Below are 18272 nucleotides of genomic sequence, written 5' to 3'. Positions count from 1 at the left end.
CGGTAAAGCTGGTCGAAGGACAGGGAACGCCCACACTGCTGCTCGGGTGATCTACCGCACCCGCTGTCCCGTCGCCGGCGACCAGAGCGGCCATTGCTCGAGAAAGTCGTGGCTGTGGATGACGACGCGCTGCCCGTCGATCAGGATGATCGAATAGGCGGGCGGCGCCCGCTCGACCATCTCGTCGCCGACCACGTCGAGCATGAAGCGGGCATGCAGGCCGCGTTGCACCGAGAACGGAATGCCTGCGACGGTGCCGGCTATGTCGCGGTGGACATGGCCGAAGAAGATGTAACGGACATTGCCGTGGCGCGTCAGCACGTCGATGAGCCGCTGCGGCTGCTCGAGCCCGAGCGGGTCGAGCAGCGTAAGCCCGAGCTCGACCGGCGGATGGTGCAGGAAGACATAGGCCGCCTTGCCCGCCGCCTCGGCGAGCCTGGCATCGAGCCAGCCGAGCCGGTCGTCGCACAACTCGCCGGTGACGCGGCCTTCCGCCAGGCTGTCGAGGAAGATGAGCCGCCCTTCCGGCGTGTCGAAAACCGACTGCACGAAACCGTTGCCGTCGGTCCCGTTTTCCGGAAAGGCGGCGATCAGGTTGGCGCGCCGGTCATGGTTTCCAGGCAGCAGCCGGTAAGGCAAGGTGAGCCGGCTCAGCGCCGCCTTCAGGTCGGCATAGCTGTCGGCCTCGCCGTCGTCGGTCAGGTCGCCGGTGAAGATGCAGAGCGCCGCATCGCTGTGGCGGTGATTGATATGGTCGATGCAACGATCGAGCCGCTCATTCAGGTTCGCGCCATATCGTATCTCGCGCAGACGGCCGAGATGGACGTCGGTAACCTGGATGATCTTCATGCCCTGAACCCTCAATCAAAATGTTCGCAAAAACCGACGGAAAGGGATCACCCTTGTAGCGCCGGCTCCGGCACAGAAGCCTTGAACACCTCCAGCCTACCGCCTGTCTCCGAGGAGAAGAAGTGCAGGTCCGATTCGGCGAACTGCAGGCCGATCGTGCTGCCCGGTTCGGGGTGGACCGCCTCAGACGTCACGACGGAGAACGGCGCGCCGTCGAGATCGACATAGATGACACGGCCGGCGCCCAATTCCTCGATGAGGTCGACCGTCGCCGCGAGCGCTCCGGGCGTCCCCGGCGCCACCATACGCACCGCTTCCGGCCGGACGCCGACCGCGACCTTCGAGCCCACGGCAAGGCCCGTGCGCGACACGCTGAGCTTGCGGCTGCCGCCAAGCAGCGACAGCCCGTCGATCGTCACCGTGCCTTCGAGCATGTTCATCGCCGGCGCGCCGACGAAGGTGGCGACGAAGCGGCTTGCCGGCCGGCCATAAACTTCCGCCGGCGTGCCGACCTGCTCGACGCGGCCGCCATTCATTACCACCAGCCGGTCGGCCAGCGTCATCGCTTCGACCTGATCATGCGTGACGAAGACGGAGGTGGCATTGAGCCGCCGGTGCAGCTTGCGGATTTCCGAACGCATCTGCACGCGCAGCTTGGCGTCGAGGTTGGAGAGCGGCTCGTCGAAGAGGAACACCTTCGGCTCGCGGATCATGGCGCGGCCCATGGCAACGCGCTGGCGCTGGCCGCCGGACAGCGCCATCGGCTTGCGGTCAAGCAGGTGTTCCAGTTCCAGGACGCGCGCCACCGCCTGGATGCGCTGGGTCCGTTCGGGCAACGGAACGCCTGCCACCTTCAACGAATAGCCGATGTTCTGCGCCACGCTCATATGCGGGTAGAGGGCGTAATTCTGGAACACCATGGCGCAGCCGCGCTCGCGCGGCTCGAGCTTGTTGACGATCGTGCCGTCGATGGCGATCGTGCCGTCGGAAATCTCTTCCAGCCCGGCGATCATCCTGAGCAGCGTGGACTTGCCGCAGCCCGACGGCCCGAGAATGACGACGAATTCGCCCGAGGCGAAGTCGAGGTCGACGCCGTGCACGACCTGCGTCTTGGCATAGTTCTTCTTGACGCCGCGGATGGTGATGGAGGCCATTTTATCGTCTTCCTATTTTTCGGTGGCGATCAGGCCGCGCACGAACCAGCGCTGCATCAGCACCACGACGATCATAGGCGGCAGCATGATGATCAGCGTGCCAGCCATGGCGATATGCCATTCCGGCGCGCCGCCGACATTGGGAATGAGCTGCTTCAGCTCGGTCACCGCCATCGCATGCGACTGGTCCGTGGTGATGAGCAGCGGCCACAGATACTGGTTCCAGGCCCACAGGAACATGATGGTGCCGAGCGCCGCCATGTTGTTGCGCGACAGCGGCAGAAGGATATCCACGAAGAAGCGCAGCGCGCCGGCGCCGTCCATGCGCGCCGCCTCGGTCAACTCGTCCGGCACGGTCAGGAAGAACTGGCGGTAGAGGAAAGTGCCGGTGGCGGTCGCAATCAGCGGCAGGATCAGGCCGCTATAGGAATTGAGCAGCCCCAGGCTGAGCTGGACTTGAACCCCCGATATCTTCTCGATCAGCCAGGACAGCCCTGTCAGGTCCATGATCGTCTGATAGGGCTCGAGCACGTTGGCGACCACCGCATAGGTCGGCACGATGCGCACTTCGAGCGGCAGCATCAGCGTGATGAAGATCAGCCAGAAGATCAGCATGCGGCCGGGATAGCGGAAATAGACGATCGAGAAGGCGGTGAGCGCCGAGATGATCACTTTGCCGGCGGCAACCCCAAACGCCATGATGAAGGAATTGAGCAGCTTCGGGCCGAGATCGGCCGTCGCCCATGCCGTCTTCATGTTGACCCAGAAGTCGCTGCCCGGCAGCAGCGACATCGGCACGTCGTTGACGTCCTTCAGATTGTGCGAGGCGGCGATCGCCACGATGACGAACGGCGCCACACAGAAGACGAAGCCGGCGAACAGGATCAGATGCGTGAAGAAATTGAGGATCGGAGTGCGCTCGACCATGGCCCGCCTCAACGATAATGCACGCGCCGCTCGATGAAGCGGAACTGGACGATGGTGAGCGCGATGATCAAGAGCATCAGGATGATGCTCTGCGCGGCCGCGCCGGAGTAATCCAGGCCTTTGAAGCCGTCGGAATAGATCTTGTAGACCATCAGATTGGTGGCGTTGGCCGGCCCGCCGGCAGTCATGATGTCGACGATGCCGAAGGAATCCTGGAAACTCTCGGTGATGTTGATGACCAGCAGGAAGAAGATCGTCGGCGTGATCAGCGGGAACTGGATGTCCCAGAACCGCCGGATGACGCCGGAGCCGTCCATCGCCGCCGCCTCGATCAGCGAACGCGGGATCGCCTGCAAGGCAGCGAGGAAGAAGATGAAGTTGTAGCCGACATACTTCCAGGAAAAGGCGATGATGACGGATGCCATCGCGTCGGCGCCGTCGAGGCCGGGGTCCCAGAAGCCGGGCCAGACCTTGTTGACGACGGCCATGAAGCCGGCCTCCGGCGCCAAGATGAAACGAAATGCCAGCGCCAGCGCCGGCGCGGCGATGCCGTAAGGCCAGATCAGCACCACGCGGTAGAGCCACGAGCCGGCAAGCTGCCGGTCGGTCAGGGCGGCGAGCACCAACGCGATGACCATCGCCAGGCCCGTGCTGATGCCGGCGAAGATCATGCTGGCGGTGATGGAATTCCAGTAGTCGGCATTGGCCAGGATCGAGCGGAAATTGTCGAGCCCGACCCAGATGTTGCCGCCACCCCAGGGCTGCTGCAGCGTCAGCGACCAGTAGACCGCCTGGCCGGCAGGCCAATAGAAGAAGGTGAAGATCAGGAGGAGCTGCGGCACCGCGAACAGGATGCCGATCGTCCATCTGCCGAAAGTGACGCGTTTTTCCATCGATCCGCCGATGCAGTGGAACCCATCAGCCCGCCTTCGCGGACAAACTAGATTATGAAATGGCCGCCCGTCGAATCTCGACGGGCGGCCATTGCGCTATCCGGGATCAGGGCAGGGTCTTACCCGGATAGGTCTGCTGGAAGCGCTCGAGGATCGCGTCGCCATTCTTGACCAGCGCGTCGAGGCCTTCCTGCACGCTGACCTTGTTGGCGAAGATCGCCTGCATCTGCGTGCCGAACTCGGCGCGGATCTGGGTGAAGTTGCCGAGGCGGATGCCGCGGGTGATCTCGGTCGGCTCCGACGCGGTCAGGCTGGCGATGGCCACCTCGCGGCCCTTATAGGGCGCCTTGTCGTAGAAGCCGTTGGATTTCATGAAATCGAAGCCCGATTTCGTCACCGGAATGTAGCCGGTGTTGGTCGACCAGAACAAAGCGGTCTTGGGGTCGTGGATGAAGTTGAGAAAGGCGGCCGCGCCCTTGTATTCGGCGTCCGACTTGCCGGACAGCACCCACAGCGAGGCGCCGCCGACCAGCGAGTTCTTGCGCTCGGTGCCGGCATAGACCGGCAGCTCGGCGACATCCCAGCTCATGCCTTCCTTCTGGGTGCGGCCGACCGTGCCGTGGTCGCCGACCGAGGTCAGGATGAGCTGGCAGGTGCCGGTGGCGAAGGCCTGCACCATATCCTGGCCGAGGTCCTTGGATTTGATCTTGATGAGACCCGCGTCATACCACTTCTTGAGGTCGGTGACGTACTGGACGAACTTGGTCTTGTTGACTTCCAGACGCGCGTCGAGGCCGTCATAGCCGTTGTTCTTGGTGGCGATCGGCTGGTTGTGGATAGCCGAGAACTGCTCCATCAGCTGCCAGCTTTCGTTGGCCGAGATGTTGATCGCCATCGGACAATCATAGCCGGCGTCCTTCAGCGCCTTGAGATCGGCGCCGACATCTTCCCAGGTCTTCGGCGCCTCGGTCTTGCCGATCTTGGCGAAGGCGTCCTTGTTCCAGTACATAAGCGCCGTCGACGAGTTGAACGGGAAGGACAGCATCTCGCCCTTCGACGTCGCGTAATAGCGGGCGATGCCGGGGAAATAGTCGTTGTAGTCGATCTTGTAGCCGTTCTCCTCCATCAGCTTGTCGGCTGGCTTGTAGGCGCCCGACAGCATCATCGTGGCGGTGCCGACGTCATAGACCTGGACGACGGTGGGCTGCTTGCCGGCACGGAAGGCGGCGATCGTGTTCTGCAGCGTGGCGTCGTAGTTGCCCTGGCTGGTGCAGACGACCTCGTAATCCTTCTGCGAAGCGTTGAAGTTCTTGCACAGCGTGTCGACGACGCGGGCGAGATCGCCCGAAAGACCGAACCAGAAATCGAATTTGACCGGCTCGGCAATAGCAGGAACCGCAAACGCGGTGCTGAGCGCGCCGGCGGCAAGGGCAGCGAAGCCCCGCTTGATGATCGTCATGGTTTTCCCTCTTGAGTGGCAGTGTGACAAGGGTTTTGCGCAAGTCCTTGCCCGCTCTCATAGAGAAGGTATGTGACAGTTCTGTTGTGGGCCCGAAGCCCCTGAGGACAGCCAGTCTCTCCTCCCCTGGCAGCGGCAGCGCCGGCATGAAAACGTCACATCGGCGCTCTAGAGCATGATCCCGAAAAGTGGGAACCGGTTTTCGGACAAGATCATGCTCCAACAAAGAATTGGATCAGGATGGCGATTCAACGAAACGTCATCCTGATCCAGGAAGCTAGGGCGCCGCCAGGCGGCGAAAAGACCTCTTTGATTAACCGGCTAACTGGATGAGAAGAGACATGCTGGTTTCGCAGCTCACGCACGTGCCGGTCGCCGTCCGCAACGCGATGCGGGATGGGCCGCGCGACAGCGCCACTCATCTGCGCCACGCCGCCGCCGTTCCCGCCCTCGGCGAGATCGAGATCGGCGGCAAGGCTTCGCGTGAAAGCGCCGGCGAGAGCCTTACCGTCATGGCCTGGAATGTCGAGCGGCTGCGCCACGTCGATGCCATCGCCGAAACGATCGCCGGCAAGGCGCCACACGTCGTGCTGCTGTCCGAGGTCGACAAGGGCATGGCGCGCTCCGGCAATGGCCATCTTTTGAGCCGGCTTGCCGATCGCCTGGGCCATTCCTACGCCTATGGCGTCGAGTTCCTCGAACTCGGCACCGGCAATGAGGTGGAACAGGCGGCAAATGGCGGCGCCGAGAATGCGGAGGGCTTCCACGGCAACGCCATAACCAGCGCCGTTCCGCTGCTGCGGCCTTTTCTCGTTCGCTTCGACGCCGCCGGCGCCTGGTTCCTGCCGGAGCACGGCCAGCCGCGCATCGGCGGCCGCATGGCGCTCGGAGGCCAGGTGATGGTCGGCGACCGCCGTGTGACCGTCGTTTCCGTGCATCTCGAGAACCGCACCACGCCTGGCGGCCGGGCCGACCAGACGCGCCACCTGCTCGACGCCATCGACAGATATGACGAGGAAGCGTCGGTTCTCATCGGCGGCGACTTCAACACGCTGACGGCCACCTATCCGGAACGCAATGACGACCCGGCCGCGTGGCGAAAGCGCATCGCCGCCGAACCGGACCGGCTGATGTGCCCGGACCGCCACGAGCCCCTCTTCGCGATCATGGCCGAGCGTTGCTACGACTGGCGCGACGCCAACGCCTTCGACAAGCCGACGCAGCGGCGCGCGGCCGGCGACTTGACGCCCGCCGGCCATATTGACTGGTTCTTCACCCGCGGCCTTTCGGCAAGCGCGCCGGCGACGCTGCCGGCGGTGCTGCCGGACGGCAGCCCGAGCGCCGACCATGAGGCGCTGGTGGTCACGGTGCGGGTGAAGTGACGGCCTTCAGGATCGACCAATTCCCGCTGGCTCGGCCCAATGATTCCAGGCATGGCCTCCCTGACAGATACAACCTGGGACGCACGCAATGGTTGCTGACGACATAACCGATTCTTCAGCTGCTGGGCCCTAATAAATTCCGTTGCCTTGATTGATGCGGGAAGATCAGGTGAAGCAAGATGTTGACCGTCTATAATTGTATCGTGAACGAGCACGATCTGAGACTGGTCGCACTGGCCGCGCTGATTTGTGGAATTTCTTGTTTCACCGCTGTCAATCTGCTCCGCCATGTCGTGCAATCGACCAGCCGGAACCGTTATGCCTGGCTGCTGATTGCCGCCGCTTCCACCGGCTTCGGCATCTGGGCGACGCATTTCATCGCCATGATCGCCTTCACGCCGGGAATACCCAACGCCTACAACGCCGAGCTTTCTGTCGCTTCGCTGGCGGTTTCCGTTCTTCTGACGGCCGCTGGGATATGGATCGCAACCGCGCGCAGCGGCATCGACCACTATCTCGTCGGTGGCGCCGTGCTCGGCATCGGCATCGCGGCGATGCACTATACCGGCATGGCGGCTTTCGAGGTCGAGGGTCGGATCGTCTGGAACCAGCTGCTGGTCGCGGCATCGCTGGTCTCGGGTATATCACTTGCCGCGCTTTCGCTGTTTATCGTGCTGCGTCGCCCGTCGACCCTGGCGACAATCGCCGGTGCCGTCCTGCTGACGCTGGCGATCTGCACGCTGCATTTCATCGCCATGGCCGCCGTCTCGATCTATCCGGATTCCTCGATCGAGATCTCGAAATTCACGATCGCTCCGATGTCGCAGGCTTTCGCAGCCGCGACGGCAAGCCTCGTCATCCTGGTGCTGGCGGCCACCGCGCTGTGGATCGATCTGCGCTTCCGCCGTCACAGGATCGAGGCGGAGCGCATGCACGGCCTCGCCAATGCTGCCGTCGAAGGCCTCATCGTCTGCGACGGCAACCGCATCGTCAGCGCCAATGACAGCATCGTGGCGCTGAGCGGCATCGCCGCCGGCACGCTGAACACGATGAGGCTGGGCGAGCTGTTCGGCGAACGGGTTGCGTCGGCCGTTGCCACCGGCAACGGACAGGCGCAGGAAGCCGACCTCCGCGGTCAGGACGACAGCCGGATACCGGTGGAGCTGATCGCCAGGAGAATCGATTATTGCGGCAAGCCGCATCTGGTCGTGGCCGTGCGCGACATACGCGAACGCAGGAAGGCCGAACAGGAGATCATGCGGCTTGCGAATTACGACCCGCTCACCGGCCTTGCCAACCGCCGTAGCTTCACCAGCCGCCTGGAAGCCGAGATCGCCGCGTCCGCGCCAGATGGCAAAAGCAGTGGCAAAGGTAGCCAGCTGGCGCTCATGCTGCTCGACCTCGACCGGTTCAAGGAAGTGAACGACCTCTTCGGCCACGCCGCTGGCGACGCCGTGCTGCAAAAGGTGGCTCACTGCGCCTCCAGCGTGCTGCGCCACGGCCAGATGCTGGCCCGGCTTGGCGGCGACGAATTCGCCATCATCGCCCCCAACCTTCCTGACCCGCAGGCGGCGGGCCGCATAGCCGAGGCGGTGCTTTCGGCGCTGCGCCAGGAAAACCGGTTGTCGCCCGGCGGCATGGTGTCGGCCAGCATCGGCATCGCGCTTTATCCGCTCGATGCCGACGAACAGGCGGCGCTGGTCAGCCATGCCGACACCGCGCTTTATCGCGCCAAGGCCGAAGGCAAGGACACCTTCCGCTATTTCGAGGCCTCCATGGGTGCCGAGGCGCGCGACCGGCGCAGCCTGGAGCAGGATCTGCGCCAGGCAGTGGCGCGCGGCGAATTCCGGCTCGTCTACCAGCCGCAGAAGGAAATCAGCAGCGGCAGGATGATCGGCTTCGAAGCCCTGCTGCGCTGGCAGCATCCCGACCGCGGCGAGGTTCCGCCTTCGGTGTTCATCCCGGTGGCCGAGGATAGCGGTTCGATTGCCCAGATCGGCGAGTGGGTGCTGTCGACCGCCTGCGAGGAGGCCGCGACGTGGAAGAACCCGCTGACGGTCGCTGTCAACGTCTCGGCGGTGCAGCTTCACAATCCCGATTTCAGCCGCAAGGTGCATGAGGTGCTGCTTCGCACCGGCCTGGCGGCGGGCCGGCTCGAGCTCGAAATCACCGAGACGGCGTTGGTGAAGGACATGCCGCGCGCGCTGGCCACCTTGCGTCAGATCAAGGCGCTGGGCGTACGCGTGGCGATGGATGATTTCGGCACCGGCTATTCCTCGCTGTCCAACCTGCGCGCCTTCCCCTTCGACAAGATCAAGATCGACGGGTCCTTCATCAAGCAGGTCGACCGCAACGGTCAGGTCGCGACCATCGTGCGCGCCGTGCTCGGCCTGGGGCGCGGCCTCGGCCTGCCGGTCCTGGCCGAAGGCGTCGAGACGCTCGACGAATTGCGCTTCCTCGATGCCGAGGATTGCGACATCGGTCAGGGATATTTTCTGGGCAGGCCCGGCCCGATCGAGGCGTTCAGCGAGCTCACGGGTGTTCCGGCGGCCGATGACGGCGTCAAGGAAGACGCGGCAACCGCCAAGGTCGAAAATATCCGGGGCGGCAGCATCCTGATGCTGCAGCCGGCAGCGGCCGCGCGTTCAGTCTAAGCAATTCCAGGAAAAGTGCGTAGCGGTTTTCCGTCCGGAATTGCGTCAACACAAAAGATCACACGATCACGGCGCGAGCGCCGCTTCCACCAGGCGCTTGGCGTCCGGGCTCGACCATTCGGCCGGCCCGTTCATATGCGCGATCAGGCAGCCGTCCGCGTCGATCAGCATGGTGACCGGAAGCCCGAGCGCCAGGCCGCGCGTCTTCGCCTCGTTGAACAGCGCGATCGTCGGGTCCCGGTAGAAGCCGAGCGTCTCGACGCCGATCTCCTTGAGGAACTTCTTCGGCTTGGTATCGTCGCCCGTATCGACATTGACCGCGACGACCTCGAAGTCCTTGCTGCCCTTCTCCTTCTGCAGCGCATCGAGCGCCGGCATCTCGGCCCGGCACGGCGCGCACCATGTCGCCCACAGATTGAGCAGCACCGTCTTGCCGGCATGGTCGGCGATCGTCATCGGCTTGCCGTCTGGCCCGTTGAAGGCGAGGCTTTTCAGCGATTGCGGCGGATCGGCCGGCTGCAGCGCCGCGACCTGGCCGACGGCTTTCGCCGCGATGGTCTTGGCCCGGGTTGCCTTGGCCGCGCAGGCGGCGTCGTTCTTGGCGGCGGCCGAGGCGACCTTCTCGGGAGCATTGTTGCCAGAACCGCTCTCGCTGACATATACCGCGACCGCGCCGGCCAGCACGCCCGCCACCAAAGCGGCTAGGATGAGGCGCGGGGCCGGGAAGAATCTACTGCCGTCTGCCATTTTCAAAACTGCTCCGGAGCACGGGTTATAGCGATGAGCGACAAGAAGGCCAGCAACCAGATGTGGGGCGGACGTTTTGCCTCGGGTCCGGCCGCGATCATGGAAGCGATCAACGCGTCGATCGGCTTCGACCGCAAGCTCTATGCGCAGGACATAAGCGGATCGATCGCCCATAGCGAGATGTTGGCTGAAACGGGCATTATTTCGGCGGCCGATCAAGAAAAAATCGCTCACGGGCTGAACACGATCCTGAAAGAGATCGAGGCCGGCACCTTCGAATTCTCGACCAGGCTCGAAGACATCCACATGAATGTCGAGGCCCGCCTTGCCGACCTGATCGGCCCTGCGGCCGGACGTCTGCACACCGCCCGCTCGCGCAACGACCAGGTGGCGGTCGATCTGAGGCTCTGGGTCAAGCAGGAATGCCAGCGCGTCGCCGGGGCATTGAAGGACTTGATCGCCGCATTCCTCGAACGCGCCGAGGAGCATGCGGCGACCGTCATGCCCGGCTTCACCCATATGCAGGCCGCGCAGCCGGTGACCTTCGGCCACCACTGCATGGCCTATGTCGAGATGTTCGGCCGCGACCTCTCGCGCGTCCGCGACGCCATCGAGCGCATGGATGAAAGCCCGCTGGGCGCGGCGGCCCTTGCCGGCACCAGCTTTTCCATCGACCGCCATATGACGGCGAAGGCGCTCGGTTTCCGCGAGCCGACGCGCAATTCGCTGGACAGCGTCTCGGACCGCGATTTCGCGCTCGAATTCCTGAGCCTCGCCGCGATCTGCGCGACGCATTTGTCCAGGCTCGCCGAAGAGATCATCATCTGGTCGACGCCGCAATTCGGCTTCATCCGCCTGTCGGATTCCTTCTCCACCGGCTCCTCGATCATGCCGCAGAAGAAGAACCCGGACGCCGCCGAGCTGGTGCGCGGCAAGACCGGCCGCGTCAACGGCCATCTCATCGGCCTGCTGACCGTGATGAAGGGCATGCCGCTGACCTATGGCAAGGACATGCAGGAGGACAAGGAAGCGGTCTTTGACGCCGCCGAGACGCTCGACCTGATGCTGGCGGCGACCACCGGCATGGTGCGCGACATGACCGTCAACGCCGCCGCCATGAAGAAGGCCGCCGGCGCCGGTCACGCCACCGCAACCGACCTCGCCGACTGGTTGGTGCGCAATCTCGGCCTGCCCTTCCGCGAGGCACATCATGTCACCGGCCGCGCCGTGGCGCTCGCCGATGAGAAGAAGGTCGGCCTGGAGAGGCTCTCGCTGGAGGACCTGCGCTCGATCCATCCCGGCATCACCGGCGACATCTTCTCGGTGCTTGCCGTGCAGAATTCGGTGAAGAGCCGGGTGAGCTTCGGCGGCACCGCGCCGTCCGAAGTGCGCAAGCAGATCCGCTACTGGAAAAAGCGGCTCGCCAAGGCTTAATGCCTGTCGCCCGGAAGTGCATAGCGGTTCTGGGATAACGACATGCATCAAAACAAATGCATGTCGCCCAGAAGTGTGTAGCGGTTCTGGGACAACGACATTCATCAAACAATTGCCCGGATGCAAAGCGCCGAAAACTCGGCTAAAAGCGGCGGCACAGGAAACAGTTTCAAACGGATGGATCGATGACCCGTAGCAGGATTTTGGTGAGGCTGGCGCTGCTGGCGGCGGTTGTCACCGTCACGGCCTGCGGCAGGAAGACCGGCCTCGACACGCCCTACGAGGCGGCTGTACAGGCGCGCAAGGATGCGGAAAAAGCCAAGCAGCCGGTGCCGCCCGAGCCGGAGAAACCGGTCAAGGACAGGAAGTTCATCCTCGATCCCCTGCTCTAGAGCCAACGGGATCGCTCGATCTCACCATGCTCCAACTTTCCGGGACCAACCCTCGTGAACCATTTCGACTACCGCGACGGCGTGCTCCATGCCGAGGATGTCGCCATTCCCGATATAGCAGCCGAGGTCGGCACGGCCTTCTACTGCTATTCGACAGCGACGCTGACCAGGCATTTCCGCGTTTTCAGCCAAGCCTTTGCCGGCCTCGACGCGCTGGTCTGCTACGCCATGAAGGCGAACTCCAACCAGGCCGTGCTGAGGACGCTGGCCAGGCAAGGTGCGGGCGCCGACGTGGTCTCGGAAGGCGAACTGCGCCGCGCCCTGGCCGCCAGCATCCCGGCCAGCAAGATCCTGTTTTCCGGCGTCGGCAAGACCGCGCGCGAGATGGACTTCGCGCTCTCCGCCGGCATTCTGTGCTTCAACGTCGAATCCGAGCCTGAACTCGAACTGCTGTCGGCGCGCGCGGTGGCGCTCGGCAAGGTGGCGCCCATCTCGCTGCGCATCAATCCGGATGTCGATGCCAGGACGCACAAGAAGATATCGACCGGCAAGGCCGAGAACAAGTTCGGCATCCCGTGGCAGCGCGCGCGGCAGGTCTATGCCCGCGCAGCCGAATTGCCCGGCATCAAGGTGACTGGCATCGACACCCATATCGGCAGCCAGATCACCGAGTTGCAGCCATTCGACGACGCCTTCGCGCTGCTGGTCGAGCTGGTCGGCGCGCTGCGCGCCGACGGACATGCGATCGAGCATGTCGATCTCGGCGGCGGCCTCGGCATTCCCTACCGCGTCGACAACAGCCCGCCGCCTTTGCCCGACGCTTATGCCGAGATTGTCAGGAAGCATGTCACCAGGCTCGGTCTCAAGGTGATGTTCGAGCCAGGCCGCCTGATCGTCGGCAATGCCGGCATCCTGGTGTCCGAGGTGATCTATGTGAAGGAAGGCGACGCCAGGAACTTCCTCATCGTCGACGCCGCGATGAACGACCTGATCCGGCCGACGCTCTATGACGCCTTCCACGACATCCGGCCTGTGGTGCAGCCGCCGGCGTCCACGCCGCGCATGAAGGTCGACGTCGTCGGCCCGGTCTGCGAAACCGGCGACTTCCTAGGCCACGACCGCGACCTGCCGAGGCTGAAGGCCGGCGACCTGATCGCCGTTTCGACCGCCGGCGCCTATGGCGCGGTGCAGGCAGGCACCTACAACACCAGGCTTCTGGTGCCGGAGGTTCTGGTCGACGGCGACCGCTTCCATGTCGTGCGGCCGCGCCAGACCTATGAGGACCTGATCGGGCTCGATTCGGTTCCCGACTGGCTGAAGTAGCCGAGCGGTGACGCCTTAAGGAGCAAGCCATGCTGGAGAAAAAGACGATCACGCGCGAGCGCATCGCCGCCGTGGAGCCGCGCATCCGCCCCTATATCCGCCATACCCCGGTCATGCGCGTCGACATGGCGGATTTCGGCCGTCCGGCCTTTCCGGTCGACCTGAAGCTCGAAAGCCTGCAGCATTCCGGTTCCTTCAAGGCGCGCGGCGCCTTCGCCAACCTGCTCGAACGCCAGGTGCCCGAGGCCGGCGTGGTGGCCGCATCCGGCGGCAACCACGGTGCGGCCGTCGCTTACGCCGCCATGAAGCTCGGGCGCAAGGCCACGATCTTCGTGCCCGAGGTCAGCCCCTCGGCCAAGCTCGCGCGCATCCGTAGCTACGGCGCGGATCTGGTCGTCGGCGGGGCCCGCTATGCCGAGGCGCTGGCCGCCAGCGAGGACTTCGCGGCGCGGACCGGCGCCCTGCAGATCCACGCCTTCAACCAGGAGGAAACGCTGCTCGGCCAGGGCACGCTCGGCCTGGAGATCGAGGCCGATCTGCCCGAGATCGACACGCTGCTGGTTGCCGTTGGCGGCGGCGGCCTGATCGGCGGCATAGCCGCCTGGTTCGCGGGTCGCATCCGCATCATCGCCATCGAGCCCGAGGGCGCGCCGACGCTTTATCGCGCTTTGGAGGCCGGAGAGCCGGTCGATGCCCCGGCCGAAGGCATTGCCGCCGATTCGCTGGCGCCGAAGCGCGTCGGCGAGATGATGTTTCCGATCGCCGAAGCCTTCGTCGAGCGCTCTATCCTGGTCAGCGACGACGACATCGTCGCTGCGCAGAAGGCGCTGTGGGAGCGGGTGCGAATCATCGCCGAGCCGGGTGGCGCCGCGGCCTTCGCCGCCATGCTTTCCGGGCGCTATGTGCCGACGGAGGGCGAGCGCGTGGCGGTCCTGGTCTGCGGTTCCAACACGAATCCCGGCAATTTCTGATCATAACCCGGCAAAACCGCTTCACGTTTTTGGAACCCGCCTCGCCTTTGCCGTGTTTGTTGGTATCCTTCTGGTGATGACGTCCGGGCTGTTGTGCCCGGGCAGGAAGGGCCGATGACGGAACGACCCATTTCCAGCGGCGAACGCGCCCTGGCCTTGCGCCTGGCGCTCAGCCGGTTGGCGACGCGGGCCTCGATGGTCTTCGAGCGCGGCTGGCCGCTCGTGCTGCCGCTGTTGATCGTCATCAGTCTGTTTCTCAGCTTTTCCTGGTTCGGCCTGTTCCCGCGTCTGCCCGACGCCGCGCGCATCGGCCTTCTGGTCCTGTTCGCCCTATCCGGGGTCGCGGCGCTCTATCCGCTGCGTTTCTTTCGCATGCCCTCTACCGCCGAGATCGACAGGCGTATCGAGGCGGCGAACCAGTTGCTGCACAGCCCGGTGCAGGTGCAGACCGATCGTCCCAGCGGCGCCGAGAGTATCTTCTCGCAGGCGTTGTGGCGCGAGCATCAGAAGCGGATGGCCGAGCGGCTGTCGAGCCTCGGCGCCGACCGGCCGCGCAGCCGCGTGCCGGACTACGACCGCTGGGGCCTGCGCGCCGTCGCGGGGTTGCTGTTCGTCACCGCTTTGGCCTTCTCCTTTGGGCCCTTCGGCGGCAGGGTCAGCGACGGCTTCGTTGCCCGCGCCGCGCGCGATACCGTGCCGCCGCGCATCGACGCCTGGGTGACGCCGCCCGCCTATACCGGCAAGGCGCCGCTGTTCCTGACAGCCGACGCCAACCAGGCAGTCCAGACCTTCTCGGTGCCGCAAGGCAGCGACGTTTCGCTGCGCGTCACCGGTGGTTCCGGCGAGGAAACGCTAAGCTACGCCGATCAGGGCGGCAATGCGCGCGCCATCGAGCCCGCGGCGCCCAAAGGCCCCGCGCCCGCCAGCCAGGCCGCGCCCAAAGTGCGCCAGTTCTCCGGCAAGCTGGATTCGAACGGCACGCTGACGCTCAAATCCGCCGAAAGCGATCTCGGCCACTGGGCCTTTGCCGTCATTCCCGACAAGCCGCCGGCGATCCGCTTCGTCGGCGAGCCGAAGCGCGCCGTCAACGGCTCCATGGAGCTGAACTACGAGATCGATGACGATTACGGCGCAGCCTCGGCCAAGGCCGTTTTCGGGCTGTCGGATCCGCCGGCCGCCAATGCGCATCCGCTCTACGGCCCGCCGGACCTGCCGCTGACCCTGCCGCGCCGCGGCGGCAAGACGAACGCCGCCAAGACGACCAAGGACCTGACCGAGCATGTCTGGGCCGGCAGCGGCATCAAGCTGACGCTGAGCGTCACCGACGATGCCGGCCACACCGCGACCAGCGAAACCAAGACGCTCGTGATGCCTGAGCGGCCCTTCGCCAGCCCGTTGGCCCGCGCGGTGATCGAGCAGCGCCGGCTGCTGGCGCTGGATACCAACGCCAAGCCGCGCGTTCTCGACCTGATGGATGCGATCACGCTGCGGCCCGAGGATACGTTCGACAACATGTCGAACTATCTGGCCATCACGAGCGCCAGGAGCCGGCTGAAGCTTTCCGAGAACGACGACCAGTTGCGCAACGTCGTCTCCTATCTCTGGGAGATCGCGCTCGGCATCGAGGAAGGCAATCTCTCGGCCGCCGAGCGGCGGCTGCGCCAGGCGCAGCAGGCGTTGCAGGACGCCATCAAGAATGGCGCCAGCGATCAGGAGATCGAGAAGGCGATGAAGGAACTGCGCGAGGCGATGAACCAGTTCCTGCAGGAATTCGCCCAGCGCGCGCAGCAGAACCCGAACGCGCCGCAGATGCAGCAGAACGGCCGCGAGCTGCGCCAGAGCGACATCGACCGCATGATGGATCAGATCGAGAACCTGGCCAAATCCGGCGATCGCGACAAGGCGCAGCAGCTTCTCTCCGAGCTGCAGGACATGATGAACAATCTGCAGGCCGGCCGCCAGCAGCAGGGCGGCGAGCAGGACAGCGAGCTGCGTCAGCAGATGGACAAGCTCGGCGACATCATGCGTCGCCAGCAGGAGATGATGAACGACACCTTCCGCCTGGACCAGATGCAGCGCGGCCAGCGTGGCGAAGGCGGCGAGCAGCAGCAGCTTGGCGAGGATGGCGAACAGGGCCAGCCCAATGACCAGCAGCGGCCGGGTCCCGGCCAAGACCGCGATCCGCTGGCACGGCCGAAAATGTCGCCGAAGGATTTCGCCGATGCATTGAAGCAGTTGCAGGAAGGCCAAGGCCAGCTGCAGAGCGAGCTCAACCAGCTGAAGAAAGGGCTCGAAGGCATGGGCATGGAGCCCAATGAGGGCTTCGGCGAGGCCGGCAAGTCGATGGGCAATGCCGAGCAATCGCTCGGCCAGGGCGACGGCGACCAGGCCGTAGGCCACCAGGGCCGCGCGCTGGAAGCGCTGCGCCGCGGCGCCAAGGACATGATGAAGCAGATGCAGGCCATGCAGGGTGACCAGGGGGGCAGCGAGCAGGGCGGGCGCCAGCAGAATGCCGACCGTGACCCGCTGGGACGGCCCCGCGCCACCAATGGCCCGGATGACGGCACTTCGGTCAAGGTTCCCGACGAGATCGACGTCCAGCGCGCCCGCCAGATCCTCGACGCGATCCGCAAGCGGCTCGGCAATGCGCTCAGCCCCGACATCGAGCGCAGCTATCTCGAACGGCTCCTGGAGCTGAAATAGCCCGCCGATCGGCGTTGCCAGATTGCCCCATAAAATCGGAACCGATACCGTCATGCCCCGGAGGACAGGGCGATGATCGACTTCTGGTTTTCCATCGGCAGCACTTATACCTACCTTTCGGTGATGCGACTGGCGGAGGTCCAGGCCCGGACCGGCATCGAGTTCCGCTGGCGGCCCTTCAATGTGCGCTCGATCATGATCGAGATGGACAATGTCCCCTTTGCCAAAAAGCCGGTGAAGGCCGCCTATATGTGGCGGGACATCGAGCGCCGCGCGGCGATGCACAGGATGGTGCCGAAGCTGCCGGCGCCATATCCGCTCGCCGAACTGGAACGCGCCAACGGTGTCGCCGTCATCGCCGCGCGCGAAGGCTGGTGCGAGGCCTATGCCCGCGAGAGCTACCGGCGCTGGTTCGAGATGGGCGAGCCGGCCGGCAGCGAGCCGAACATCTCGGCAAGCATCGAGAAGGCGGGGCAGAAACCGGAGCCGGTGCTGCGGCAGGCCGACAGCGACGCCGCCAAGGCTGATCTCGCCGCCGCGACGGAACAGGCCAAGTCGCTCGGCATTTTCGGCTCGCCGAATTTCGTGGTCGACGGCGAATTGTTCTGGGGCGACGATCGCCTGGACGACGCCATGCGCTGGCACCGGCAGATCGAAAGCGGCCCGCCGGATTAAAGCCCGGCCGCCGCGCCCGCCTGCCTTGTCAGCATGAAGGCGTCGCGGATCGCGTTTTCCATGCCCTCGATAGCCTCGCCGGTCGCGAGCGGATTGCGATGCAGGACTACGTTTGACGAATCGATGTCGCCGAAGCCGTCGGCGGCCGTCAGTTCCCGGCAATCAGGCGGAATGTTGCTGCGCGAGATGGGCGCGATCGCCAGACCGGAAGTCACCGCGAGCGTCAGGCCGCCATTGGTATCGCTGGTGTAAGCGACGCGGTAGTCGAGGCCGCGCTGCTGCAGCGACTTGATCGCGAAGTCGCGGCACCAGCCGTTGCGGCTGTAAAGCGCGATCGGCACCGGCCGTTCCTCATGCATGCGGTGCAGCGTCGATGTCACCCAGACCGTCGGGTCGTGCATCAGCACCTCGCCGCCGGAAGAGCCCTCCCATTCGAACACCACGGCGAGATCGAGCTCGCCGGCCGCGAGCGCCCTCACCTGCGAATCCGAATGCGCGTAGCGCACCGTGACCTCGACGCGCGGATGGCGCTTGGCGAATTCGCCCAGCGCCCGCGACAGGATCGAGCGGCCATATTCGGCCGGGATGCCGATGCGCACCAGTCCGCCGAGCGGTGGCGCCACCAGCGAGGCCGCCGTCTCGTCCAGCAGCGAGACGATCCGGCGCGCATTGGCGATCAACTCGCCGCCGCGGCGCGTCAGCGCCACGC

At 64.9% G+C, this 18272-nt stretch carries 15 protein-coding genes; 8 read left to right on the top strand and 7 right to left on the bottom strand.

The features are described from left to right. Nucleotides 1-51: 51 nt before the first annotated feature. The 5 genes from EOA23_RS19210 to EOA23_RS19190 form a co-directional block, all read right to left on the bottom strand. Complete coding sequence (locus tag EOA23_RS19210; protein ID WP_127305301.1) at nucleotides 52-849, bottom strand: phosphodiesterase; 798 nt, start codon at nucleotides 847-849, stop codon at nucleotides 52-54. Between the two features lie 47 nt (nucleotides 850-896). Next, the gene (gene ugpC / locus EOA23_RS19205) at nucleotides 897-2003 is read right to left on the bottom strand and encodes a sn-glycerol-3-phosphate ABC transporter ATP-binding protein UgpC (RefSeq protein ID WP_127305300.1); all 1107 of its coding nucleotides are present in this window, start codon (nucleotides 2001-2003) and stop codon (nucleotides 897-899) included. 12 nt (nucleotides 2004-2015) lie between these two features. Then, nucleotides 2016-2930: an ABC transporter permease subunit gene (locus tag EOA23_RS19200; protein WP_127305299.1), complete on the bottom strand. Its 915-nt coding sequence runs from the start codon at nucleotides 2928-2930 to the stop codon at nucleotides 2016-2018. A gap of 8 nt (nucleotides 2931-2938) precedes the next feature. Beyond that, on the bottom strand, nucleotides 2939-3823 hold the full coding sequence (locus tag EOA23_RS19195) for an ABC transporter permease subunit (protein ID WP_127305298.1): 885 nt from the start codon (nucleotides 3821-3823) through the stop codon (nucleotides 2939-2941). Between the two features lie 106 nt (nucleotides 3824-3929). Continuing rightward, nucleotides 3930-5282, bottom strand: a complete 1353-nt coding sequence (locus EOA23_RS19190) for an extracellular solute-binding protein (RefSeq protein ID WP_127305297.1) — start codon at nucleotides 5280-5282, stop codon at nucleotides 3930-3932. A 341-nt stretch (nucleotides 5283-5623) separates the two neighbouring features. On the opposite strand from EOA23_RS19190, the gene EOA23_RS19185 reads away from it, so the two are divergent. Both EOA23_RS19185 and EOA23_RS19180 read left to right on the top strand, forming a co-directional pair. Further along, entirely contained in the window at nucleotides 5624-6664 is a 1041-nt protein-coding gene (locus tag EOA23_RS19185) for an endonuclease/exonuclease/phosphatase family protein (RefSeq protein WP_127305296.1), read from the top strand. 179 nt (nucleotides 6665-6843) lie between these two features. Then, nucleotides 6844-9318, top strand: coding sequence for an EAL domain-containing protein (locus EOA23_RS19180; RefSeq protein ID WP_127305295.1), 2475 nt, complete (start codon nucleotides 6844-6846; stop codon nucleotides 9316-9318). 66 nt (nucleotides 9319-9384) lie between these two features. Here the strand turns inward: EOA23_RS19180 and EOA23_RS19175 are convergent, their stop codons facing one another. Continuing rightward, nucleotides 9385-10065 (bottom strand): TlpA disulfide reductase family protein, encoded by a 681-nt coding sequence (locus EOA23_RS19175; RefSeq protein ID WP_127305294.1) that lies wholly within the window; start codon nucleotides 10063-10065, stop codon nucleotides 9385-9387. A gap of 33 nt (nucleotides 10066-10098) precedes the next feature. Between EOA23_RS19175 and argH the strand changes: the two genes are divergently transcribed. The 6 genes from argH to EOA23_RS19145 all read left to right on the top strand — a co-directional run bounded on the left by argH (nucleotide 10099) and on the right by EOA23_RS19145 (nucleotide 17563). Beyond that, on the top strand, nucleotides 10099-11499 hold the full coding sequence (argH, locus tag EOA23_RS19170; protein ID WP_127305293.1) for an argininosuccinate lyase: 1401 nt from the start codon (nucleotides 10099-10101) through the stop codon (nucleotides 11497-11499). Between the two features lie 185 nt (nucleotides 11500-11684). After that, a complete protein-coding gene (locus tag EOA23_RS19165; RefSeq protein WP_127305292.1) occupies nucleotides 11685-11891 on the top strand; it encodes a lipoprotein in 207 nt (68 codons plus the stop codon). A gap of 54 nt (nucleotides 11892-11945) precedes the next feature. Further along, the gene (lysA, locus tag EOA23_RS19160) at nucleotides 11946-13214 is read left to right on the top strand and encodes a diaminopimelate decarboxylase (protein WP_127305291.1); all 1269 of its coding nucleotides are present in this window, start codon (nucleotides 11946-11948) and stop codon (nucleotides 13212-13214) included. 29 nt (nucleotides 13215-13243) lie between these two features. Next, nucleotides 13244-14185 carry a threonine/serine dehydratase gene (locus EOA23_RS19155; RefSeq protein ID WP_127305290.1) on the top strand — a complete coding sequence of 314 codons (942 nt, stop codon included), beginning with the start codon at nucleotides 13244-13246 and terminating at the stop codon, nucleotides 14183-14185. Nucleotides 14186-14299: 114 nt separating this feature from the next. Continuing rightward, nucleotides 14300-16888, top strand: a complete 2589-nt coding sequence (locus EOA23_RS19150; protein WP_127305289.1) for a TIGR02302 family protein — start codon at nucleotides 14300-14302, stop codon at nucleotides 16886-16888. Between the two features lie 72 nt (nucleotides 16889-16960). After that, a complete protein-coding gene (locus tag EOA23_RS19145; protein WP_127305288.1) occupies nucleotides 16961-17563 on the top strand; it encodes a DsbA family protein in 603 nt (200 codons plus the stop codon). Here the strand turns inward: EOA23_RS19145 and EOA23_RS19140 are convergent. After that, nucleotides 17560-18272, bottom strand: a 713-nt coding sequence (locus EOA23_RS19140) for a LysR substrate-binding domain-containing protein (protein WP_127305287.1), incomplete at its 5' end; no start/stop codon positions are given. The genes EOA23_RS19145 and EOA23_RS19140 overlap by 4 nt on opposite strands.

The organism is Mesorhizobium sp. M2A.F.Ca.ET.042.01.1.1 (assembly GCF_003997405.1).
Classification (GTDB): Bacteria; Pseudomonadota; Alphaproteobacteria; order Rhizobiales; family Rhizobiaceae; genus Mesorhizobium.
The sequence above is the reverse complement of the archived record's forward strand: the minus strand, read 5'-3'. Positions and strand labels throughout refer to the sequence as shown.

What these genes read in the sequence shown, in the direction of transcription:
- EOA23_RS19210 (WP_127305301.1), bottom strand. Translation starts at nt 849, where the DNA reads ATGAAGATCATCCAGGTTACCGACGTCCATCTCGGCCGTCTGCGCGAG.
- ugpC (WP_127305300.1), bottom strand. Translation starts at nt 2,003, where the DNA reads ATGGCCTCCATCACCATCCGCGGCGTCAAGAAGAACTATGCCAAGACG.
- EOA23_RS19200 (WP_127305299.1), bottom strand. Translation starts at nt 2,930, where the DNA reads ATGGTCGAGCGCACTCCGATCCTCAATTTCTTCACGCATCTGATCCTG.
- EOA23_RS19195 (WP_127305298.1), bottom strand. Translation starts at nt 3,823, where the DNA reads ATGGAAAAACGCGTCACTTTCGGCAGATGGACGATCGGCATCCTGTTC.
- EOA23_RS19190 (WP_127305297.1), bottom strand. Translation starts at nt 5,282, where the DNA reads ATGACGATCATCAAGCGGGGCTTCGCTGCCCTTGCCGCCGGCGCGCTC.
- EOA23_RS19185 (WP_127305296.1), top strand. Translation starts at nt 5,624, where the DNA reads ATGCTGGTTTCGCAGCTCACGCACGTGCCGGTCGCCGTCCGCAACGCG.
- EOA23_RS19180 (WP_127305295.1), top strand. Translation starts at nt 6,844, where the DNA reads ATGTTGACCGTCTATAATTGTATCGTGAACGAGCACGATCTGAGACTG.
- EOA23_RS19175 (WP_127305294.1), bottom strand. Translation starts at nt 10,065, where the DNA reads ATGGCAGACGGCAGTAGATTCTTCCCGGCCCCGCGCCTCATCCTAGCC.
- argH (WP_127305293.1), top strand. Translation starts at nt 10,099, where the DNA reads ATGAGCGACAAGAAGGCCAGCAACCAGATGTGGGGCGGACGTTTTGCC.
- EOA23_RS19165 (WP_127305292.1), top strand. Translation starts at nt 11,685, where the DNA reads ATGACCCGTAGCAGGATTTTGGTGAGGCTGGCGCTGCTGGCGGCGGTT.
- EOA23_RS19155 (WP_127305290.1), top strand. Translation starts at nt 13,244, where the DNA reads ATGCTGGAGAAAAAGACGATCACGCGCGAGCGCATCGCCGCCGTGGAG.
- EOA23_RS19150 (WP_127305289.1), top strand. Translation starts at nt 14,300, where the DNA reads ATGACGGAACGACCCATTTCCAGCGGCGAACGCGCCCTGGCCTTGCGC.
- EOA23_RS19145 (WP_127305288.1), top strand. Translation starts at nt 16,961, where the DNA reads ATGATCGACTTCTGGTTTTCCATCGGCAGCACTTATACCTACCTTTCG.